Consider the following 20987-nt stretch of genomic DNA (forward strand, 5'->3'; position numbering starts at 1 on the left):
AAGGGTGGTACCCGGATGCGGACCGGTACGGCGGACGAGGCGGACCAGGCGGGCGGTGTCGGTGCCGCCCTCCGGGTGCGGGCCTTCCGTCTGCTGCTGGCCGTGCAGCTGATGAACGCGGTCGCGGTCTGGGTCCACGTGGTCGGCGTCCAGTGGCTGCTGACCGAGCGCGGGGAGTCGGCGACGGTCGTCGCGCTGGCGCCCGCCGCGATGGCGGTGCCCTTCCTGCTGCTCGCCCTGCCGGTCGGCGTCGTGGTCAGCCATGCCGCGCGCGAGCGGCTCCTGGTACGCGCCGCGCTCGCCTCGGCTCTCGCCGCGGCGACGGCGGCCGGCCTGATCGCGACCGATGCCGATGGTGCCGTGCCGCTGCTGCTCACGGTGCTCGTCGTCGGAGCCGCGCTCGTCGTGGTGGGCGTCGCCTGGCAGTCGATGCTGCCGGAGCTGGTCGAGCGGCCACTCGTCCCGGCGGCCGTGCTGCTCGACGGGGCGGTGTTCAACCTGGCGCGCGCTGTCGGGCCCCTGGTCGCGGGCATCGCGCTCGGTCTCTCCGGTCCGCTGCAGCTCTTCGCCGGGATCTCCGTGACCTTCATCGTGTGCGTCGGACTGCTCCTCCTCGCCGGCACCCCGACGACCGCGCGGCCGGGGCGGACCGAGTCGGTCCTGGCAGCGGTGTGCGGCGCCCTCTGGTTCGTCCGGCACTCCCCGTGGACGCGGGGGCTCCTCGTGCGGATGATCCTGTTCGGCCTGCCCGCCAGCGCGTTGTGGGCGCTCGTGTCGCTGGCCGTGCACGACCGGCTGGGCCTGGGCTCCGCCGGCTTCGGCGCGACCATGGCCGTGATCGGCGGGGGCTCGGTCGCGGCCGCGCTCACGCTCGGGCGGATCCGGGCCCGGGTCAGCGTGCACCTGTTCGTCGCCGTGCTCTCCGGTGGCTATGCCCTGACGCTCGCGGCGCTCGGCCTGGTCGGCGAGATCGGGGTGCTCGTGCCGTTCCTCGTGCTCGGCGGCGTGGGTTGGGTCGCCGTGCAGAGCACCTGGATGATGCTCGCCCACCAGGCGCTCCCGGACTGGGTGCGGCCGCGGGTCGTCGCGCTGCTGCTCATGCTCTTCCAGGGGACCCAGGCCCTCGGCGCCCTGCTCTGGGGCGCCGTCGCCGACCTCCTCGGGGTCGGCCCCGCCCTCGTGGTCGCGGCCGGGGTGCTCGCGGGCTACTCCGTCGGGCTGCTCGTCGTGGGGATGCGCTCCAGCGCCGGCATCGAACCCCTGCCGACGACGCCCGACCCCGCCGTGGCCGCGCTCGTACGCGACGCCGGTGAGGGCGCCCTGCTCGTCCGCTACGAGTACGTCGTCAGCGCCACCGCCGCAGAGTCCTTCCGGCGTGCGATGGACGCCCTCCGGCTCTCGCGCCTGCGCACCGGCGCCCGCTCCTGGACGCTCGCGCCACACCCCCAGCACCCCGGCACCTGGGTCGAGACGTACGTCGTCCGCGACCGGGTCCTCCTGCTCGAGCAGGAGACGTCGCGGCTCACCGTCCCCGAGTCCCGCCTACGGGACGCCGTCCGTTCCACCACCACCAGGTCCACCGGTCCGACGCTGATCCTGGCGCGGCCCGAGGAGTCCCACGACAGGCCGGCACCACGCCGGCGGAGGAGGCACACATGAACGACCAGACCGACGGGATGCGCCGGTTCGCCGGGCGCACCGCGCTCGTGACGGGAGGCGGCTCAGGCATCGGTGCGGCTGTCGTCCGGCGCCTGGCGGCCGAGGGCGCGCACGTTCACGTCGCCGACGTGGTCGCGCCCAACGCCGAGCAGGTCGCCGCGTCGGTCGGCGGGAGGGCGCACGCGGTCGACGTCACCGATGCGGCCGCGGTGGACGCGCTCGTGGCGGCGGTCGTCGCGGAGTCCGGCAGCATCGACGTCGTCGTGCACACGGCCGGCGTCGACGACCCGGTCGCGAAGGGCTGGATCCAGGAGGCGCGCGAGTCGGGCGAGCCGGTCGACGTGATCTCGCGGCTCACCGACGAGGGCTGGCGCCGGGTCCTGGCGATCAACCTCGACGGCACCTTCCACGTGCTGCGGGCCGCGGTCCGGGCGATGCGGGAGCAGGGCGGCGGCGCGATCGTCACCGTCGGGTCGTCGGCGTCGTTCGACACCCTGGTCGGCTATCCGCACTACGCGGCGTCCAAGGCGGCGGTGCACGCGCTGTCGCAGTCGGTGGCCAAGGAGGCGATCGCCTTCGGCGTCCGTGTCAACACGGTGGCGCCCGGCCCGGTCGACACCCCCATGGCCGGGCGCACGCCGTCCTCGGTGCGGGCGGCGATGGAGGCGACGGGCGCCGTCGGCTACGCCAGCGCGGAGGAGCTCGCCGACAACATCTGCTACCTCGCCTCGCCCGGCGCCGGCAATGTCGTCGGTGCGGTGCTGCTGAGCAACGGCGGAAGGTTCACGGTCTCGTGAGCGGCCACGACGCCTTCCCGCACGCCTTCTCGCCGTTCACGATCGGGTCGATGACGGTGCGCAACCGGCTCGTCGCGCTGCCGGCGGGCACGAGCATGGTCGAGCAGGGCATCCCGACCCACGGGGACGTCGAGCACTTCGAGCGACTCGCCGCAGGCGGCGTCGGGATGATCGTCGGCGGCGCGATCGTCGTCCATCCGACGACGACGCTGCGCTCGCGCAAGCTGGTCGAGGCCTACCAGGACGACGTGGTGCCCGCGCTGCGCGACAAGGTCGAGGTCATCCACCGCCACGGCGCGAAGTTCATCGGGCAGCTCGTCCACCTCGGCCGCGAGTTCATCGGGGGTGAGTCCGACCAGCCACCGATGGCGCCCTCGCCCCTCAAGACGCCGCGCGACGCCTATCCGCCCCACGAGCTGACGGTCCGCGAGATCGACGACATCGTCGAGGGATGGCGGGTCTCGACCGAGAACCTGGTCAAGGCCGGCCTCGACGGCGTGGAGATCCATGCCGCCCACGGCTACCTGGTGGCGCAGTTCCTCTCGCCGCAGACCAACCGCCGCACCGACGCCTTCGGCGGATCCTTCGACCGCCGGATGCACTTCGCGCACCTGGTCATCGAGGCGATGCGGTCGGTCGCGCCCGACGACTTCGTGCTCGGCGTCCGGCTCAGCGGCGAGGAGGAGGTCCCCGGCGGGATGGGGATCGACGACTGCGTGCGGATCGCCGAGGACCTCGCCGGGCGAGGGGTCGACTACTTCAGCATCACCCACGGCACCCGCGGCAAGTACGTCAAGGACGCGAGCAACCCCGACGCGGTCGCCGTCCCGTCGGCAGCGCGGGTGCGCGCGGCCACGGGGCTGCCGACGCTCGTCGGGCAGCGGATCCGCGACGTCGGAACGGCGGACCACATCGTCCGGTCGGGTCACGCCGACCTGGTCGGCATGGCCCGCGCCCTGATCGCCGATCCCGAGCTGCCGGTGAAGTCGGCGACCGGCCGGCTCGACGAGATCCGCGGCTGCCTCGGCATCAACCAGGACTGCCGCGCCTTCGACCCCCACCTGCACTGCGCGGTCAACGCCGAGATCGGCCGCGGCCGGCACCCCGGGTACGGCGTCGCGGTCGCGCGCCCGAAGCAGGTCTACGTGATCGGCGGTGGTCCGGCCGGCCTGGAGACCGCCCGGGTGGCCGCGGGCCGCGGCCACGCGGTCACTCTCTTCGAGGCCGAGCCGCAGCTGGGTGGCACCGTCCGGGTCGCGGCGGCGTCGCCGCACCGGGCCACCCTCATCGACGCCGTCGACTACCTCGGGCGCGAGCTGCGGCGGCTCCCCGTCGAGGTCAACCTGGGTGCTGCGATCGACGCCGACGACCTCGCCGAGATCCGCTCACTGGCCGACAACGTCGTGGTGGCGACGGGCTCGCGGCCGCCCGCGCTGCCGGCGGCGCCGCCGGGATCCTCGATGGTCGGCGTCGACGACGTGCTGCTGGGCCGGGTGCCGGAGGGTGTCGGGCGGCAGGCCGTCGTCTACGACGAGGCCGACGGCTTCTGGCCGGCGTACAGCGCCGCCGAGGCGCTCGCCCGGAGCGGCTGGTCCGTCCAGCTCGTGACGGCGCTGACCGCGCTGGCGCCACGGGTGCCGGCCGAGAGTGCCGGGCCGCTGCTCGGCCGCCTCGCCGCCGCCGGCGTCGAGCTCGTCGTCGGGCACCGGGTGGTGCTGGCGCCGGACGCGCCGCCGACCCTGCGCAGCGCCTTCGGCGGCGCCGGCCACGAGCTCGCGCCCGCACTGGTCGTGTGGCACGCGCCGCGGGTCCCGGTCCTGCTCGACGGCGTCCGCGACGCGGTGGACGCAGGCCCCGGCCAGGCCCCGCTCAGCGTGATCGGCGACTGCCTCACGCCGCGCCGGATCAGCCACGCGATCGCCGAGGGCTACCGGCTCGGTGCGGAGATCTGAGGACTCCCTTGACACCGCACTGAACTCAGTTCAAACTAAACTGAATCCAGTTCGGCTCTGAAAGGACTACCACGATGGTGGACACGGACCACGTTCTTCTCGAGAAGGACGGCGACGTCGCGCGGGTGTGGCTCAACCGACCCCACAAGATGAACGCCGTCACGGTGGAGCTGCTGCACCGGCTCGACGAGATCATCAAGGAGGTCGACGCCGACCCCGACCTGAAGGTGCTCGTCCTGCGGGGCGTGCAGAACCAGTTCTGCTCCGGCTTCGACCTCGACGAGCTGCTCTCCGACTTCATCGGCACCACCACCGCCATGGACGTCGCGGTGCTCAGCGCCCAGGTCTGCGACCGGCTCTATTCGATGAACACCCCGTCGATCGCGGTCCTCGAGGGCTACGTCACCGCCGGTGGCTTCGAGCTGATGATCTCGTGCGACTTCGCGATCGCCTCGGACGACGCCAAGATCGGCGACTTCCACATCCGGCGCGCGCTCTTCGGGGGCGCCGGCCCGATCTACCGCCTGCCGCGGATGATCGGCCTGCGCAAGACCAAGGAGCTCATGCTCACCGGCAAGCTCCTGTCGGGCCAGGAGGCCAAGGACTTCGACCTGATCAACGACTCGGCGCCCGCCGACGAGCTCGACCAGCGCGTCGAGGACTTCATCGGCACCCTCACCGACAAGTCCCCCTTCATGATGAAGCTGACGAAGATGGCCATCAACCAGGGCCTCGACGCCGACGTGAAGTCGCTCATGATCATGGAGCACCTCGCCGTCGGCAACGCGCTGCAGTCCGAGGACGGCAAGGAGGGTGTCCAGGCCTTCCTCCAGAAGCGCGAGCCCAAGTGGGTCGGTCGCTGACCTGACACCCGCCCGCCGCGCTGGAATCTACGAGGAGAGCTGAGCCATGACCGTCGAGACGACCGTGCCCGAGGCACCCGTGCTGAGGGGCAGCCGCTGTGCGGACTGCGGCAACGTCGCCTTCCCCGAGGCGGCGGGCTGCCAGCGGTGCGGGGGGACGGCGCTGTCCCCCCTCGACCTGGCGCGGCGCGGCACCGTCTGGGCCCACACGGTCCAGCGGTTCGCGCCCAAGTCTCCTCCGTACGTCCCCCCGGCGGGGGGCTTCGCGCCCTTCGCCGTGGGGTACGTCGAGCTCCCCGACGGCGTGCGCGTCGAGGCCGTCCTCGACGCGATCGACATCGACGACCCGGCCGAGCTGACCGGCGCGGTGGTCACCCTGGTGGCGACCGAGCCGGTGCCGCGGTTCGCCACCCGGCAGCACCAGGAGGCGGGCCGATGAGCGGCGGCGACGTCTCGATCATCGGTGCGGGGCTGTCGCGGTTCGGCCGCCAGCCCGGGGTCTCCGGCAGGGAGATGGCCGTCCAGGCGATCCACGCCGCGCTGGCGGATGCGGGCCTCACCTGGCCCGACGTCCAGGTCGCCTTCGGCGGCAGCGACGGCGCCGGGCTCGCCGACACCCTCGTCGCCGAGCTGGGCCTGACCGGCATCCCGTTCACCAACGTCAAGAACGGCTGTGCCACGGGCGGCAGCGCCCTGGTCGCGGCCGTCAACGCGATCCGCTCCGGCGCTGCGGAGATCGCGCTCGCCGTCGGATTCGACAAGCACCCGCGCGGCGCCTTCGACCCGCGGCCCGAGGACTGGGGCCTGCCTGTCGGCTACGGCGAGGCCGGCCTGATGGTGACCACGCAGTTCTTCGCGGTGAAGATCGCCCGCTACCTGCGCGAGCACGACCTGCCCGCGAGTCTGCTCGCCACGATCGCCGCGAAGGCCTACCGCAACGGCGCGCTCAACCCCAACGCCTGGCGCCGCGAGCCGATGACCGAGGAGCAGGTCGCCGGGGCCGCGATGGTCAACGACCCCCTCACCCAGTACATGTTCTGCTCGCCGGGCGAGGGCGGCGCGGCCGTCGTCGTCGCGACGCCGGCCGTGGCGAAGCGGCTTGGCGCCCGAGCGGTCAAGCTGCTCGCGGTCGCCCCGCGCACCCGGGCCTTCGGCACCTTCGAGGTGTTCAGCCCCGCGATCCAGGGCGAGGGCACGCCGACGAGCGTCAGCACGGTCGCGGCCCGGGCCGCGTTCGAGATGGCGGGCGTCGCGCCCGCCGACATCGACGTCGCCCAGCTGCAGGACACCGAGAGCGGTGCCGAGCTCATGCACCTGGCCGAGACCGGCTTCTGCGCGCACGGCGAGCAGGAGAAGTGGATCGCCGAGGGCGCCACCGAGATCGGCGGCCGGCTCCCGGTCAACACCGACGGCGGCTGCATCGCCAACGGCGAGCCCATCGGCGCCTCGGGCCTGCGCCAGGTCCACGAGATCGTGACCCAGCTCCGGGGCGAGGCGGGCGCCCGCCAGGTGCCCGGCAACCCGCGCCTCGGTTTCACCCACGTGTACGGCGCACCCGGCATCAGCGCGTGCGCGGTCCTGGAGGCCTGAGATGAGCACCCCCGACCTCGACGCCTTCGTCGCCGACGCCCACGCCTGGCTGTCGTCGGTGGCCGCGCCCAGCACCCAGCGCGCCTGGGGCGAGGGGAGCGACGCCGTCGCCGTCTTCGAGAACTGGACCGCCGACGAGGAGCGCGCCGAGACCGACCGCATCCGCGCCTACGAGCAGGCCAAGTACGACGCCGGGTTCGGCGCGATCACCTGGGCCCCCGAGTACGGCGGGCGGAACCTCCCCGCGTCGTACCTGCTGGCGTTCCGGCGTGCCGAGGCCGGGTACGACGTCCCGCGGCGCACCGAGATGTTCCCGGTGACCCAGCAGCTGATCGCGCCGACGATCGCGCAGTGGGGGACCGACGAGCAGCGGTCGACGTACGTCCGGGCGATGCTGCGGACCGACGTGATCGCGTGCCAGTTGTTCTCCGAGACCGAGGCCGGCTCCGACCTCGCAGCGGTGCGCACCCGCGCCGCGCGCGACGGCGACGGCTGGCGGCTCGACGGGCACAAGGTGTGGACCTCGGGTGCGCGCGTCGCCGACTACGGCGTCGCCATCACGCGCACCGACCCGGCGAGCGCGAAGCACGCCGGCCTGACCGCCTTCATCGTGCCGATGGACGCGCCGGGCGTCTCGGTGCGCCCCATCCGGCAGATGACCGGCGGCAGCTCGTTCAACGAGGTCTACCTCGACGACGTCCACCTCGACGACGCCCACCGGCTCGGCCCCGAGGGCCAGGGCTGGAAGGTCGCGCTGACGGTGCTCGCCTCCGAGCGCCTGGACTCGGGCAACCTCGGGCTCGAGAACGCCGACCAGGCCGTCGAGCTCGCCCGCAACCTGGGCCGGCCGCTCACCGAGATCGAGCGGGACGCGGTCGCCGACCTCGTCACCCGCAGCTACGTCCAGCGGCTGACCGGCATGCGCGTCGCCGCCGCCGTCGTCGCGGGCGCGGACCCCGGCCCGGAGGCGTCGGTGGGCAAGCTGCTCGCCACCGACACGATGGCGCGCACCTCCGAGGTCGCCCGGCTGCTGCTCGGTCCCGAGCTCACCGTGCAGGGCGAGCGCTGGGGCACCTGGGCCTGGACCGAGCACGTCCTCGGCGCACCGGGCTACCGGATCGCCGGCGGGACCGACGAGATCCAGCACAACATCCTCGCCGAGCGGGTGCTCGGCCTGCCCCGGGAGCCGCGCTGATGACCACCGTGGACCTCCAGGAACGCGTCGTCGCCGGGCTCCGGGCCAACGGTGTCGACGGCGAGCCGACGACCCTCGAGCCGATGCTCGGCGGACACTCCGGGCTGACCTACAAGATCGCCCTCGGCGAGCAGTGGTTCGTCGTCAAGGCGGTCCCGCCCGGCCAGCGCGCGATCGGTCGCCACGACATGCTGCGCCAGGCACGGATCATGGCCGCGCTGGCGGGCACCGACGTCCCGGTGCCACGGATCCGCGCGACCGACGCGGTGGAGCCGGGCTGGTTCGCCATGGAGCTGGTCGCGGGGGAGTCGCTCGAGCCCGTGCTCGACGACCCTGCCCTGGAGCCGGTGCTCGCCGCCGCCCGGATGCTGCGAGCGGCCGAGATCCTGCCGCGCCTGCACGGCGTCCCGCTCGACCGGCTGCCGGTCGACGGCGACCCGCTCTCACCCGCCGACGAGCTCGCACGCTGGTCGTGCACGATGGGCGCCGTCCCGCCGGAGCTCGTGCCGGGCGCGGCCCGTCTCGAGGCACTGCTGCGGGGTGCGGTCCCCGAGGCCGTGGCGCCGGTGCTGGTCCACGGCGACTACCGGCTGGGCAACATCCTGTCGGTCGGCACCGAGCCCGCAGCGCTCATCGACTGGGAGATCTGGAGCCCGGGCGACCCGCGGGTCGAGCTCGGCTGGTTCCTCGTCTTCGCCGACGGGGCGAACTTCCCGGGCGTGGGCCGTGAGGTCCCCGGTCTGCCGGACGCCGACGAGCTCGTCGCCCGGTACGCCGGGGACGGGCCGGTCCCGCGCGACCTGACCTGGTTCGACGCCCTGGGCCGCTTCAAGATGGCGGCGATCATGGGCCACAACCTGCGTCGTCACCGCGAGGGCCGGCACCACGACCCGGACCAGGAGAAGCTGCCCGCCACCATCCAGCGGCTCATCGAGACCGGCACCGACCGGCTCGGCTGAGCCGTCCCATCCCACCGCAACGACGCGAGAGGCAATCCGTGGACTTCGCACCCACCGCCCGTACCGCCGACCTGGCCGCCCGGCTCGAGTCGTTCATGACCGAGCACGTGTATCCCGCCGAGCCGGTCTACGACGCGCAGGTCGCCGCGAACGACAACCCGCACGAGCAGCCGCAGGTGATGCGCGACCTGCAGCGGATCGCCCGCGAGCAGGGGCTGTGGAACCTCTTCATGACGCACGGCGACCGCGGTGCCGGACTCACCAACCTGGAGTACGCGCCGCTCGCCGAGATCGTCGGCCGCTCGATCATCGGCAACGAGGCGATCAACTGCTCGGCGCCCGACACCGGCAACATGGAGATCCTCGCCATGTACGGCACCGAGCAGCAGCAGAAGGAGTGGCTGGACCCGCTGCTGGCCTGCGAGATCCGCTCCGCCTTCGCGATGACCGAGCCCGCGGTCGCGAGCTCCGACGCGCGCAACATCACTTCGACGATCCGCCGCGACGGCGACCACTACGTCGTCAACGGCCGCAAGTGGTACACCTCCGGCGTCCTCGACCCGGACTGCAAGCTGATCATCTTCATGGGCAAGTCCGACCCCGAGGCCTCGACCTACCGGCAGCAGAGCATGATCCTGGTCCCGGCCGATGCCGCGGGCGTCGAGGTGGTCCGCGACCTCCCGATGTTCGGCTACCACGACCGGCTCGGCCACGGCGAGGTCACCTTCACCGACGTCCGGGTGCCCGTCGAGAACATGCTCGGCGAGGAGGGCGACGGCTTCGCCATCGCCCAGGGCCGGCTCGGACCGGGCCGCATGCACTACGCCATGCGCGCGATCGGGATGGCCGAGCGGGCCCTCGACCTGATGTGCCAGCGGGCCGCGAGCCGCGAGGCCTTCGGCGGACCGCTCGCCGACCAGGGTGTCGTCCGCGAGTGGATCGGCCGGAGCCGGATGGAGATCGACCAGATCCGCCTCTATACGTTCAAGGCAGCCTGGCTGATGGACACGACCGGCAACGCGTCCGCGCGGACGGAGGTCGCCGCCATCAAGGTCGCCGCGATGGAGGTCGCCCACAACGTCGTCGACCGCGCTGTCCAGACCTGGGGTGCGGCCGGCGTCAGCGACGACACCGTCCTCGCCCGCCTCTACGCGCTGACCCGCGCGTTGCAGGTCGCCGACGGCCCCACCGAGGTCCACCTGCGGAGCATCGCGTTGCGCGAGCTCAAGAAGCACGCGGCACCGAAGGAGGCGCGCTCGTGACCGGCGTCCTCGACGGGAAGGTCGCGCTCGTCACCGGGGCCACCCGCGGCCTGGGCCGCGCGATCGCCGAAGCCATGGCCGCGGAGGGGGCGACCGTGGTCGTGTCCAGCCGCAAGGCCGATGCCTGTGAGCGGGTCGCGGCCGAGATCACCGCGAGCGCTGGCGTGAAGGCCCACCCCCTGCCGCTCCACGTCGGCGACTGGGACGCGATCGAGCCCGCGGTCGACGCGATCGTCGCGGAGCACGGGCGGATCGACGTCCTGGTCAACAACGCCGGCATCGCGCCGCTCGCACCCTCGGCGAAGGACGTCACCGAGTCGCTCTTCGACAAGACGATCGACGTCAACCTCAAGGGGCCCTTCCGGCTGATGGCGGTGGCCGGTGCCCACATGGTCGCCGCCGGCGGGGGCTCGATCATCAACATCTCGAGCATCGGCGCCGAGCGGCCGAGCCCTCCGGAGGCGACGTACGCCGCGTCCAAGAACGGCTTGAACGCGCTCACCCGGGCCTTCGCCCAGGAGTACGCCCCGCACGTGCGCGTCAACTGCGTGATGCCCGGCGCCTTCGCCACCGACATGGCCGGTGACTGGGACGACGAGTTCCTCGAGCTCGTCACCGACCGGCTGCCCGCCGAGCGCCTCGGCGACCCGAAGGAGCTCGCCGGGATGGTCGTGCACCTCGCCTCCGACGTCGCGGGCTACACGACCGGCGCGCTCATCCCGGTGGACGGCGGCCGGACGGCGGTCTACTGATGGCCGGATCCGGGCCCGCGCTGTTCGACCTGACCGGCCGGGTCGCGATCGTGACCGGCGCGTCGTCCGGTCTGGGCGACGGCTTCGCCCGGACCCTCGGTGCCGCCGGGGCGACGGTCGTCGCCGCCGCGCGACGGGTCGATCGGCTCGAGGCCCTGGCTGCCGAGATCCCCGGCCTGGTGCCGGTGGAGTGCGACGTGACCGACCCCGACGACCGGGCCCGGCTCGTGGCCACCGCCACGGCCATCAACGGCGGGGTCGACGTGCTGGTGAACAATGCGGGCATGCCCGGTCCGCCCGACGCGCTCACCGAGACGCCGGAGGAGTTCGACGCGATCCTCACCCTGAACCTCGCGGCCGGCGTGCGCCTCGCCGTCGAGGTGGCCCGCACGCTGCCCGAGGACCGCGGCGCGTCGATCATCAACATCTCCTCCGTGGTCGGCCTGGTGTCGACAGCTCCCATCGGGGGCGCCGGGTACGCCGCGTCGAAGGCCGCGGTCATCGGTGTGACCCGCGAGCTCGCCGGCCAGTGGGGCCGGCGTGGGATCCGGGTCAACGCGCTCGTGCCCGGCTGGTTCGACACCGAGATGACCGACGGCCTCTTCAGCAACGAGAAGTCGGCCGGCTGGGTGCGGCGCAACACCATGCTGGGCCGCGGCGGCCGGGCCGGTGAGGTCGACGGTGCTCTGCTCTTCCTCGCCTCGGACGCGGCGAGCTATGTCACCGGACAGGTCGTCGCCGTCGATGGAGGGTGGACGGCCCGATGACCCTGCCTGACACCATGCGAGCCTGGCGCCTGCACACCTGGGGTGAGGCGCCCGAGCTCGTCGAGGTGCCGGTACCGGTCCCCTCGGGCGAGCAGCTGCTGCTCCGCGTCGAGGCGGCCGGGCTGTGCCACTCGGACCTGCACATCATGGACGCTGCACCGGGTCAGCTGCCCTACGAGCTTCCGTTCACGCTCGGCCACGAGGTGGTCGGCACCGTCGTCGCGGCCGGCGACGCCGTCCGCCAGCCGTGGCTCGGACGACGGGTCGCCGTGCACGGCGTCTGGTCCTGCGGCCGGTGCCGGCAGTGCCGGCGCGGGCGCGACAACTACTGCTCCGAGCTGACCGGTCCGATCGGCAACGGCATCGGGTACGACGGCGGGCTGGCCGACTACCTGCTGGTCCCCGCCGCCCGCCACCTCGTGCCGGCGGACGACGCCGACCCGGTCGCGCTCGCACCGCTCACCGACGCCGGCCTGACGGCGCAGCACGCGCTGCGCGCCGCCGGGACCGACCTGCGCGGCGCGACCGTCGTGGTGATCGGGATCGGCGGCCTGGGCCACCTCGCGCTGCAGCTGCTCGCCCGTCAGGAGCCGGTCTGCGTCGTGGGCGTCGACCCGCGTGCCGAGGCCCGCGCCCTTGGGCTGCGGCTCGGCGCCGACGCGGTGGTCGCGTCCACCGCCGACGCCGCGGAGTGGCTCGAAGGGGGCCATCACGGCTCCGGTGCCGACGTGGTCCTCGACTTCGTCGGTGCGCAGGAGACGATCGACGCTGCCGCGCGGATCCTCGCGCCGGGCGGCCGGGTCAGCGTCGTCGGGTCGGCCGGAGGACGCCTCACGGTGGCGAAGGGCGGCGACCTCCCCCGCGGGTGGGGGTTCGTGGCGCCGTTCTGGGGTCCCCACCAGGACCTCGCCGACGTCGTCGCGCTGGCCCGCACGGGCGGCGTCCACGCCCGCACCGAGACCTACACCCTCGCGGAGGCGATGACCGCCTACGACCGGCTCCGGCAGGGGCTGGTCCAGGGCCGGGCCGTCGTCTCGTCGCGGGCATGAGCACCATCGAGCTGGAGGAGACCATCGCATGAGGCAGCTGGCACAGGAGCTGGTCGAGCGGGCCGAGCACCACGCGGACGACGTGGCGGTGATCGACGCCGACGGCGTCCACACGCTGGGCCGGGTCGTCGCGCAGGCCGGGGAGATCGCCGACCTGCTCGACCGCTCGCTCACCGGAGCACCCACCGTGCTCGTGCAGGCCGACAACACCTGGCGCACGCTCGCGGCGGCGATCGCGGTGGGCCTGCGCGGCGGGCTGATCGCGGTGATCAGCGGTCATGCGGCCAAGTCGGAGTACGACCTCGCGCTCGAGGACATCCAGCCCGACGCCGTCATCGCCTCGCCCCAGGCGATCGCCACCTGGCAGGTCGACGACGGCGAGCTGCCGGTGGTGGGGGAGGCCTTCCCCGGCTGGTCGGTCCGCGCGGCGGCCTCGCGCCGCACGCGAGGCGTCGAGCGGTGGCGCGGAGGCGTGGCGATCGCGATGACGTCGGGCTCGACCGGCCGGCCCAAGTGCGTCGTCCAGTCCGAGGAGGCGCTGCGCTACGCCGGGCAGGCCACGATCGACGCGGTCGGCCTGGAGCCGGGCGACCCGGTCGGCGCGCTCGTGCCGCTGTCGAGCGTCGCGGCCTTCTGCTTCGGCCTGCACCTCCCGGCGATGCTCGGCAGCCCGATGGTCTGCCTCGACCGCTGGAGCCCCGAGGACGCGGTCGCGCTGCTCCGCGACGAGAAGGTCGCCTGGACCATGCTCGTGCCGACGATGGCCCTGCAGCTCTCCCTGGTGCCGGGCTCGGACGGGGCGCTCACCTCGCTCCGCGCGATGACCGTCGGCGGTGGACCGATGAACGCGACCGCCCTCGAGCGGGCCGAGCGGCACCTGGGCACCCGCTTCCTCCGGGTGTTCGGCATGTCCGAGTGCCTCGGTCACACGACGCCGCTGCCGGCCGAGGACGCCGACGTGCGGCTCGGGCGCGACGGCCGCCCCTTCCCCGGCACGCTGGTCAGGATCGTCGGCGCGGACGGCGCTCCGCTGCCCGACGGCGAGGTCGGCAACGCCCAGGTCCGCGGTCCCTCGCTCTTCGTCGGTTACGCCCGCGACGGCGTCCCGGTCCCGCCCGAGGTGACCGCCGACGGGTTCTTCCCGACCGGCGACCGGGCCCGGATCAACGACGACGGCACGATCAACATCCTGGGCCGGGAGAAGCAGGTCATCATCCGCGGTGGCCGCAACCTCGACATCAACGAGGTCGAGGCGGCGGTGGCCGCGATCCCGGGCGTGGCCCAGGTGTGCATCGTCCCGGTGCCGGACGACCTGCTCGGCGAGCGTGCGGCGGCCCTCGTCGTCTGGTCCGGGGAGCCGCTCGACCTCGACGGCGTGCGGCGGGAGCTGGCCGCGGCGGACTTCCCCAAGTTCAAGTGGCCGGAGTTCGTCTACGACGTCGCGCACCTCCCGCAGAACCGGGTGGGCAAGCTGGACCGCTCCGGCGCGATCTCCCTCGCCTCGTCCCTCGCCGCCGCCGGGATCGCCGCGCCAGCCGGGACAACGGCCGGTCCGGCGGTACCCTGATCTGAATTCACTTGGCGACTAGGACGGCTTCCATGACAGTTGACGAGCAGACCCGGACCGAGGGCCCGCGCTCGAAGCGCCGGATGATCCTCGACGCGGCCATCGACAACTTCGGCGGCGTGGGCTTCGAGCACACCAAGTGGGCCACCATCGCCGACGAGGTCGGGATCGGGCAGACCGCGCTCTACCACTACTTCGAGTCCAAGGTGCACTGCCTGCTCACCATCATGAGCAACGAGCTCGAGCGCTCGCTCGAGCGCACCCGCGCCGTCACTGCCGAGGTGAGCGACCCCGACGAGCAGATCCGGGTCGCGGTCGCCGCGGCCTTCGACGTCACGCCCCGCGAGGCGCTCCAGGAGCGGATCCTGATGAGCCACCAGGACCTCCTCGTCGGCGAGCGCTCCTCGAAGCGCGAGGAGGCCGAGCGCGAGCGGGCCCGCGAGCTGGTCCGCGAGATCGAGCACGAGTGGGCCGCCCTGCTCAAGGCGGGCATGGACGCCGAGGTGTTCGCCCGCCACGACGAGGTCGTCCTCGCCCGCCTGATGCTGGGCATGATCAACAGCGTCTGGCGCTGGTACCGCCCCAAGGGCGCCCACACCCTCGCCGAGATCTCCGAGCAGGTCGTCGCGGCCTGCGTGCGCCTGGCCCACTGAGACCTGCGACCGGCGCGGGCACCGCTCGCGCCGGCTCGTCGCGCGTCCGTCTCTAGAACCGAATTCAGATCAGGAGCAACGATGTACAACCTCATCGTCCTCGCGTCCAAGCCCTCCGGCTGGACCCACGAGCAGTTCATCACCTGGTGGCGCGGCGAGCACGCCGACGTCACCTACCCCCTCCCGGGCCTGCGCCGGTGGCTGCACACCGAGGTGCTGGAGGCCATGGACGAGCACCGCTCCGCCGGCTGGGACGGCATGTCCGTGCTCAGCTTCGACAGCAAGGAGGCCCTTGACGCGGCCCTCGCCAGCGACGAGTGGAAGCGCGCCGTCGCGCACGTGGGCGCGATGGGCGGGCGCAGCATCATTGTGGGTGGGGACGAACGGGTGATGGTCGCCGAGGGCTGAGGCTGGTCGCGGTCGGCGGCAGTTTCACGGCCTAGGCGGTGAAACTGCCGGGCGCCCGGGCGCCCGAGGCGCCCGGACGGCGTCAGCGAGCCGTCCAGCCCCCGTCGGCGTAGACCTCGGTGCCGGTGAGGTACCCGGCGTCCGCGCTGCCCAGGAAGGCCACGACGCCGGCGATCTCCTCGGGCCGGCCGAGACGTCCCATCGGGGTGTTGGCCAGCATGGCCTGGTGCCGCTCCGTGCCGGCGTAGCGCTCGAGGAGCTGCGGGGTCTCGATGAACCCGGGGTGGAGCGAGTTGACCCGCACGCCGCGCGTGGCCCAGTGCAGGGCCGCGTTCTTGGTGATCGTGCGCACCGCGCCCTTCGCGGCGTGGTAGGCGACGCTGTTGCCCAGTCCGCCGGTGCTCCCGAGGATCGAGGCGACGTTGACGACGGCGCCGCCGCCGGAGCGCTCGATGAGCGGGCCGGCGTGCTTCATGCCGAGCCAGACGCCGGTGGCGTCGACCGAGAGGACCCGGTCCCAGTGCTCGCGCTCCTCGTCCTCGACCGTCTTGAGGCTGCCGATGCCGGCGTTGTTGACCAGGACCTCGAGGCCGCCCAGCTCGTCCTCGACCCGGGCGACGACGGTGCGCCAGTCGTCCTCGTCGCTGACGTCGAGGTCGACGGGGAGGTGCCCGGTGCCGGGCAGGCCGCCGAGGACGGCGCCCAGGTCGGTGCCGGGCAGGTCGGCGACCACGAGCCGGGCGCCCTCGGCGGCGAGTCGGCGGCAGATCTCGGCGCCGAGGCCGCCGGTGGCGCCAGTGACGAGGACGCGGGAGTCGGAGTAGCGATCCATAGGCCCACCATCCCAGGAAACTGAAGTGAGTTCAACTAGGTTCGCGGGTGCGCTGCGGTCAGGGCAGGACGAGCATGAGGGCGTCGAGGACGCAGGCCGGCCGCGGGCCGCCGTCGATCTCGATCGTGTAGCGGACCCGGCCGAGGACGCCCGTGCCGCCGGGGCCTGCGGGCCGGGTCTCGACCAGGGTGGCATGGGCCCGGATCCGGTCGCCGGGCCGGACCGGCGCCGGGAAGCGCACCTTCTCGAGGCCGTAGTTGACCGCGCGCCCGACGCCGTCGAACGTGAAGATCCCCGCGCTGAGCCGCGGGACCAGGCTCAGTGTGAGGTAGCCGTGGGCGATGGTGCTCCCGAGGTCGCTGGCCGCCGCCCGCTCGGCGTCCACGTGGATCCACTGCCAGTCCTCGGTGACGTCGGCGAAGTCGTCGATGCGCTGCTGCGCGAGGGGGAACCAGGGGCCCGTGCCCAGCTCGCGGCCCGCTGCCTGTGCGAACTCGCCCGGGCTCCGGAAGGTGTGCACCACGTCGCATCTCCTTGTCTCGTCGTGACGACTGAAGTCAGTTCAAATTTTCCGGTCGAAGCTCTTGCCGGGGCGTGACCCCCGTCATAGAGTTCAACTGAACCAACTTCAATTTAGCAGTTCTCTGACTTAGGAGACGTTCATGAAGACGAAGCGACTTGCCGCCCTGCTGGCTGGCGGTCTCTTCTCCGTTGCTGCGCTGGCCGGCTGCGGCAGCGACTCGGGCGGTGGAGAAGTGGCGGGCAGCTGGGACGAGATCCTGAAGGCGGCCGACAAGGAGGGCGAAGTCGTCATCTACGGCACGGTCGCTCCCGACAACCTGGAGCGCCTCAAGAAGGCGTTCGAGAAGAAGTACCCGGAGATCAAGCTGACCTATGTCCGCGGCACGGACGCGGACCTGCTCCCCAAGGTCGAGATCGAGAACCAGACCGGGCGGGGCACGGCCGACGTCCACATGACCACGGACGCCGGGTGGATCGACCGCAGCCTCGACGCGGACTACTCCGCCAAGATCGTCGGCCCGTCGTTCGACAACGCCGACTACGACCGCGAGAACAGCGTCATCGACGACCAGTGGTTCCTCACGAGTGCCACCGTGTTCGGCATGGCCTGGAACACCGCCAAGCTGCCGGACGGGCTGAAGACCCCCGAGGACCTCCTTGCGAGCAACCTCAAGGGCGGCAAGATCGGGGTCACCAACCCGGCGGGCATCCCGACGTACGTCGACATGTACCGCAAGATCAACGTCGACTTCGGCGAGAACTTCGTCGACCGTCTCGCTTCGAGCAAGCCGCGGGTCTACGACAGCGCGGTCGCCATCGGCCAGGCCATCGCGTCCGGTGAGATCTGGGCGTCGCCCACCATCGGGACCACGATCCTGACCGAGAAGGCGAACGGCGCGCCGGTCGAGTTCATCGTCCCGGAGAAGCCCTTCGGCGTCCCGTGGTACAGCCACGTCCTCTCCTCGTCGCCGCACCCCAACGCCGCGCAGGTCCTCGCCGACTTCCTGGTGACGCCCGAGGGCCAGGCCGCGATCTCGCACGACTTCATCCCCTGCCTGCCGAACGTCGATGGCACCGGGGTCGCGGGCTCGGACCTGCTCGCGCAGGACGTGCCGCTCGGTGATCCCGACGAGCTGTCGTCGGACTCCGTCGCGTCGTACCAGAAGGAGTGGGAGAAGCTCTTCCTCGGCTGACCCACGGCTCCACCGAGACAGCACCGCGGTGACGGGCGCACCCGTCGCCCGTCGCCGCGGGCCCCTCCACGATCACGGAAGGTGATCCCCATGGCCATGACCCGGGCAGTTCCCCGCATCGGCGGCGACGCGAAGCTCTGGCGGACCCGCGCTCTCTACGCCGCCCTCGTCCTCGGCCTGGGCTACCTGATCGTGCTGCCTGTGTGGCGGCTGCAGTCCCTCGCCTTCGACAACGGCGCGGCCGGCTACTCCGCGCAGTTCGGCCGCTCGGACATCGGCGAGACGCTGCGGACGACGACCGTGCTCGCGCTGTCGTCGCTCGTGATCGCCATGGTGCTGGGCACCGTGCTGGCCTTCGCGACGAGCCGGCTGCCGCGCCGCGTCGGCTTCCTGCGCATCGTGCCCGTGCTGCCGATCGTGATGCCCTCCGTGGCCACCGTCGTCGGCTGGGCCTTCCTGCTCTCGCCCGGGCCGGGCTACCTCAACGCCCTGATGCGCCAGCTCCCGTGGTGGGACCACCTCGACACCGGGCCGGTGAACGTCTACAGCTCGACCTGGATCATCATCATCACCGGGTTCGGCCTGACCTCGTTCGTCTACCTCTTCGTCAGCGCGGGCATGCAGAACATCGGCTCGGAGCACCTCGAGGCCGCCCAGGCCAGCGGGTCCTCCCAGATCGGCGTCTTCTTCAAGGTCGTCCTGCCGCTGCTGCGCCCCTCGCTCGTGTACGGCGGCGGCGTCGCGCTGCTGCTCGGCCTGGGCCAGTTCACCGGCCCGCTGCTCCTCGGCCAGAACGAGGGCATGAAGGTGCTGACCACCGAGATGTACCGGCGCACGGCGGAGTCCCCGGTGAACTACGCCGCGGCGGCCGCGGCGGCGTCGCCGCTGGTGATCCTCGGCCTCGTGGTGATCCTGGCCCAGCGCCTCGCGCTCGGCAACCAGGCCCGGTTCGTGACCCACGGCGGCAAGTCGTTCGCACCGACGGGTGGCCGCTCCTACTGGGCCGCCTTCGTGGTCGCCCTCTACGGGCTCTTCGCCCTGGTGCTGCCGCTGGCGGGCGTCGTCATCGTCTCGCTGAGCCCGTTCTGGTCCGAGAACCTGAGCTGGGACTTCCTCACGCTCGACAACTACCAGAAGCTCTTCGACACCCCCGGCGTCGTCGAGTCGGTGACGACGAGCGTCGTCACCTCGCTCGCCGCCGTCGCCGTCTGCGTCCCCGTGGGCCTGGCCACGGCGACCCTCGTGGTGCGGCACCGCCACCTCAAGCTGGTGCGTCTGCTGGCCGACGTGATCAGCGCGCTGCCGCTCGGCATCCCGGCCGTCATCTTCGGCGTCGGCTTCCTGCTCACCTACACGCAGCCGCCGTTCATCCTCTACGGGACGAAGTGGGTGATCATCCTGGTCTACATCGTCCTGATGATCCCGTTCGCGACGCGGATGCAGATGACGGCGCTGATCTCGATGGGCAACACGTACGACGAGGCCTCGGCGGTGAGCGGCGCGAGCCCCCTGACCACGAGCCTGCGGGTGACCCTCCCGATGCTCAAGCCCACCGTCCTCTCGGCGGTCGCGCTCATGTTCATCCTGCTCACCCACGAGTTCGCGGCCTCGCTGATGGTGCGCTCCGCGACCACGCAGGTGATGGGCACGCTGCTGTACGACCAGTGGAGCAACGGCTCGTACCCGCTGGTCGCGGCCATGGCCATCCTGATGTCGGCCGTGACGGCGGCCGGCGTCGCCGTGGCGATGATCATCGGCGGCCGCAACGTCCTCGACAACCTCTGACCGACTCCGCGGTCGCGCCGCGACCGCACCCACCGAAACCAACGAGGTGCACGACCGATGGCCAGTTTCCGAATCTCCGGCCTTACCAAGTCCTACGGGTCGAACGTCATCGTCGACGATCTCGACCTCGAGATCGAGGAGGGCGAGTTCCTCGTCCTGCTCGGGCCCAGCGGCTGCGGCAAGACGACCACGCTCCGCTGCCTGGCCGGGCTCGAGACGCCGGAGCGTGGCCGGATCGAGTTCAAGGGCGACCCGGTTTTCGACTCGTCCGCCCGGGTGAACGTGCCGGCGCACAAGCGCCGCATCGGCATGGTCTTCCAGTCGTACGCGCTGTGGCCGAACATGACGGTGCGCAAGAACATCGCGTACCCGCTGAAGGTGCGCAGGATGAAGGAGGCGCTGGCGGCCGGACGGGTCGAGGAGGCGGCGGCGATGGTCCACTGCGAGCACCTGCTCGACCGGTATCCCTCCCAGCTCAGCGGCGGCCAGCAGCAGCGGATCGCGGTCGCCCGCGGCCTGGCCGCGCGCCCTGACCTCGTCCTCTTCGACGAGCCGCTCAGCAACCTCGACGCCCGGCTGCGCGACCAGGTCCGCACCGAGATCCACCGCCTCCACGAGAGCCTCGGCTTCGGCGCGGTCTTCGTCACCCACGACCAGTCCGAGGCCTTCGCGCTCGGCGACAAGCTCGCGATCATGCGCGAGGGGCGCATCGAGCAGCTCGGCACACCGCAGGACGTCTTCCAGCGCCCGGCCACCGACTACGTCGCGGGCTTCATCGGCATGGCGAACCGGCTCGAGCTGCGCCGGACCGGTGCCGGCTGGCAGACCAAGGGCGGGGTCGACGTCCTGGTGGCGCGCGACGTGCCGGACGCGCCGGCCCTGGTCGCGCGGCTGTGGCCGGACGACGTCAGCCTGCACCGCGACAGCGAATCCGTGCCGACCGGCGCGGTCGCGATCAAGGCCGAGCTGCTGGCGGCCGAGTTCGGCGGGCGGCAGTACCACGTGACCGTCGGCGCCAACGGCGAGGAGTTCCGGCTCCAGGCTGACTCGGCGACGCATGGCTCCTGGCTGCGGACCGCGACCGAGGGCTGCCCGGTGCTGATCAGCTTCCGCGCCGAGGCGCTCCACGTCTACTCCGAGGGTGGCGAGCGCGCGCTGGCCTCCCCGGGCTCCGCCGGCTGA

At 72.4% G+C, this 20987-nt stretch carries 20 protein-coding genes; 18 read left to right on the forward strand and 2 right to left on the reverse strand.

Annotated features, from left to right (window positions below):
- Positions 1 to 15 precede the first annotated feature (15 nt).
- The 15 genes from BM223_RS20215 (at position 16) to BM223_RS20285 (ending at position 15473) form a co-directional block, all read left to right on the forward strand.
- Positions 16 to 1659 (forward strand): MFS transporter, encoded by a 1644-nt coding sequence (locus BM223_RS20215; protein WP_038676292.1) that lies wholly within the window; start codon positions 16 to 18, stop codon positions 1657 to 1659.
- Entirely contained in the window at positions 1656 to 2456 is an 801-nt protein-coding gene (locus BM223_RS20220; protein WP_038676294.1) for an SDR family NAD(P)-dependent oxidoreductase, read from the forward strand. Before BM223_RS20215 ends, BM223_RS20220 begins: the two co-directional genes overlap by 4 nt.
- Entirely contained in the window at positions 2453 to 4408 is a 1956-nt protein-coding gene (locus BM223_RS20225) for an oxidoreductase (protein ID WP_038676296.1), read from the forward strand. Before BM223_RS20220 ends, BM223_RS20225 begins: the two co-directional genes overlap by 4 nt.
- 74 nt (positions 4409 to 4482) lie before the next feature.
- Entirely contained in the window at positions 4483 to 5271 is a 789-nt protein-coding gene (locus BM223_RS20230) for an enoyl-CoA hydratase/isomerase family protein (RefSeq protein ID WP_038676298.1), read from the forward strand.
- 46 nt (positions 5272 to 5317) lie between these two features.
- Entirely contained in the window at positions 5318 to 5710 is a 393-nt protein-coding gene (locus BM223_RS20235; protein WP_038676300.1) for a Zn-ribbon domain-containing OB-fold protein, read from the forward strand.
- The gene (locus BM223_RS20240) at positions 5707 to 6861 is read left to right on the forward strand and encodes a thiolase family protein (protein WP_038676302.1); all 1155 of its coding nucleotides are present in this window, start codon (positions 5707 to 5709) and stop codon (positions 6859 to 6861) included. The genes BM223_RS20235 and BM223_RS20240 overlap by 4 nt, the downstream gene beginning before the upstream one ends.
- Position 6862: 1 nt before the next feature.
- Positions 6863 to 8056, forward strand: a complete 1194-nt coding sequence (locus BM223_RS20245) for an acyl-CoA dehydrogenase family protein (RefSeq protein ID WP_038676305.1) — start codon at positions 6863 to 6865, stop codon at positions 8054 to 8056.
- Entirely contained in the window at positions 8056 to 9015 is a 960-nt protein-coding gene (locus BM223_RS20250; protein ID WP_038676308.1) for a phosphotransferase family protein, read from the forward strand. The genes BM223_RS20245 and BM223_RS20250 overlap by 1 nt, the downstream gene beginning before the upstream one ends.
- A 38-nt stretch (positions 9016 to 9053) precedes the next feature.
- Entirely contained in the window at positions 9054 to 10277 is a 1224-nt protein-coding gene (locus BM223_RS20255; RefSeq protein WP_038676310.1) for an acyl-CoA dehydrogenase family protein, read from the forward strand.
- Positions 10274 to 11029, forward strand: a complete 756-nt coding sequence (locus tag BM223_RS20260; protein WP_038676312.1) for an SDR family NAD(P)-dependent oxidoreductase — start codon at positions 10274 to 10276, stop codon at positions 11027 to 11029. The genes BM223_RS20255 and BM223_RS20260 overlap by 4 nt, the downstream gene beginning before the upstream one ends.
- Positions 11029 to 11796 (forward strand): SDR family NAD(P)-dependent oxidoreductase, encoded by a 768-nt coding sequence (locus BM223_RS20265; protein WP_038676314.1) that lies wholly within the window; start codon positions 11029 to 11031, stop codon positions 11794 to 11796. Before BM223_RS20260 ends, BM223_RS20265 begins: the two co-directional genes overlap by 1 nt.
- Positions 11793 to 12845, forward strand: a complete 1053-nt coding sequence (locus tag BM223_RS20270; RefSeq protein WP_235319098.1) for an NAD(P)-dependent alcohol dehydrogenase — start codon at positions 11793 to 11795, stop codon at positions 12843 to 12845. The genes BM223_RS20265 and BM223_RS20270 overlap by 4 nt, the downstream gene beginning before the upstream one ends.
- A gap of 28 nt (positions 12846 to 12873) precedes the next feature.
- The gene (locus BM223_RS20275; protein ID WP_052138135.1) at positions 12874 to 14412 is read left to right on the forward strand and encodes a class I adenylate-forming enzyme family protein; all 1539 of its coding nucleotides are present in this window, start codon (positions 12874 to 12876) and stop codon (positions 14410 to 14412) included.
- 32 nt (positions 14413 to 14444) lie between these two features.
- Positions 14445 to 15065, forward strand: coding sequence for a TetR/AcrR family transcriptional regulator (locus tag BM223_RS20280; RefSeq protein ID WP_038676317.1), 621 nt, complete (start codon positions 14445 to 14447; stop codon positions 15063 to 15065).
- 81 nt (positions 15066 to 15146) lie between these two features.
- Entirely contained in the window at positions 15147 to 15473 is a 327-nt protein-coding gene (locus BM223_RS20285; protein ID WP_038676318.1) for an EthD domain-containing protein, read from the forward strand.
- An 82-nt stretch (positions 15474 to 15555) separates the two neighbouring features.
- Here BM223_RS20285 and BM223_RS20290 read toward each other — a convergent pair whose 3' ends face one another.
- The gene (locus BM223_RS20290) at positions 15556 to 16305 is read right to left on the reverse strand and encodes an SDR family NAD(P)-dependent oxidoreductase (protein ID WP_038676320.1); all 750 of its coding nucleotides are present in this window, start codon (positions 16303 to 16305) and stop codon (positions 15556 to 15558) included.
- A 58-nt stretch (positions 16306 to 16363) separates the two neighbouring features.
- Positions 16364 to 16828: a MaoC family dehydratase gene (locus BM223_RS20295; RefSeq protein WP_038676321.1), complete on the reverse strand. Its 465-nt coding sequence runs from the start codon at positions 16826 to 16828 to the stop codon at positions 16364 to 16366.
- 139 nt (positions 16829 to 16967) lie between these two features.
- Between BM223_RS20295 and BM223_RS20300 the strand changes: the two genes are divergently transcribed.
- The 3 genes from BM223_RS20300 (at position 16968) to BM223_RS20310 (ending at position 20987) form a co-directional block, all read left to right on the forward strand.
- A complete protein-coding gene (locus BM223_RS20300) occupies positions 16968 to 18020 on the forward strand; it encodes an ABC transporter substrate-binding protein (protein ID WP_038676323.1) in 1053 nt (350 codons plus the stop codon).
- A 90-nt stretch (positions 18021 to 18110) separates the two neighbouring features.
- Positions 18111 to 19805 (forward strand): ABC transporter permease, encoded by a 1695-nt coding sequence (locus BM223_RS20305; RefSeq protein WP_170222496.1) that lies wholly within the window; start codon positions 18111 to 18113, stop codon positions 19803 to 19805.
- Between the two features lie 57 nt (positions 19806 to 19862).
- Positions 19863 to 20987 (forward strand): ABC transporter ATP-binding protein, encoded by a 1125-nt coding sequence (locus tag BM223_RS20310; protein WP_038676325.1) that lies wholly within the window; start codon positions 19863 to 19865, stop codon positions 20985 to 20987.

The sequence above is a fragment of the Pimelobacter simplex genome, assembly GCF_900114845.1.
GTDB lineage: Bacteria > Actinomycetota > Actinomycetes > Propionibacteriales > Nocardioidaceae > Nocardioides > Nocardioides simplex.

Excerpts from the sequence above, each read along its gene's own strand:
- BM223_RS20215 (WP_038676292.1), top strand. The coding sequence starts at position 16 with ATGCGGACCGGTACGGCGGACGAGGCGGACCAGGCGGGCGGTGTCGGT.
- BM223_RS20220 (WP_038676294.1), top strand. The coding sequence starts at position 1,656 with ATGAACGACCAGACCGACGGGATGCGCCGGTTCGCCGGGCGCACCGCG.
- BM223_RS20230 (WP_038676298.1), top strand. The coding sequence starts at position 4,483 with ATGGTGGACACGGACCACGTTCTTCTCGAGAAGGACGGCGACGTCGCG.
- BM223_RS20235 (WP_038676300.1), top strand. The coding sequence starts at position 5,318 with ATGACCGTCGAGACGACCGTGCCCGAGGCACCCGTGCTGAGGGGCAGC.
- BM223_RS20240 (WP_038676302.1), top strand. The coding sequence starts at position 5,707 with ATGAGCGGCGGCGACGTCTCGATCATCGGTGCGGGGCTGTCGCGGTTC.
- BM223_RS20245 (WP_038676305.1), top strand. The coding sequence starts at position 6,863 with ATGAGCACCCCCGACCTCGACGCCTTCGTCGCCGACGCCCACGCCTGG.
- BM223_RS20250 (WP_038676308.1), top strand. The coding sequence starts at position 8,056 with ATGACCACCGTGGACCTCCAGGAACGCGTCGTCGCCGGGCTCCGGGCC.
- BM223_RS20265 (WP_038676314.1), top strand. The coding sequence starts at position 11,029 with ATGGCCGGATCCGGGCCCGCGCTGTTCGACCTGACCGGCCGGGTCGCG.
- BM223_RS20270 (WP_235319098.1), top strand. The coding sequence starts at position 11,793 with ATGACCCTGCCTGACACCATGCGAGCCTGGCGCCTGCACACCTGGGGT.
- BM223_RS20275 (WP_052138135.1), top strand. The coding sequence starts at position 12,874 with ATGAGGCAGCTGGCACAGGAGCTGGTCGAGCGGGCCGAGCACCACGCG.
- BM223_RS20280 (WP_038676317.1), top strand. The coding sequence starts at position 14,445 with ATGACAGTTGACGAGCAGACCCGGACCGAGGGCCCGCGCTCGAAGCGC.
- BM223_RS20285 (WP_038676318.1), top strand. The coding sequence starts at position 15,147 with ATGTACAACCTCATCGTCCTCGCGTCCAAGCCCTCCGGCTGGACCCAC.
- BM223_RS20290 (WP_038676320.1), bottom strand. The coding sequence starts at position 16,305 with ATGGATCGCTACTCCGACTCCCGCGTCCTCGTCACTGGCGCCACCGGC.
- BM223_RS20300 (WP_038676323.1), top strand. The coding sequence starts at position 16,968 with ATGAAGACGAAGCGACTTGCCGCCCTGCTGGCTGGCGGTCTCTTCTCC.
- BM223_RS20305 (WP_170222496.1), top strand. The coding sequence starts at position 18,111 with ATGGCCATGACCCGGGCAGTTCCCCGCATCGGCGGCGACGCGAAGCTC.
- BM223_RS20310 (WP_038676325.1), top strand. The coding sequence starts at position 19,863 with ATGGCCAGTTTCCGAATCTCCGGCCTTACCAAGTCCTACGGGTCGAAC.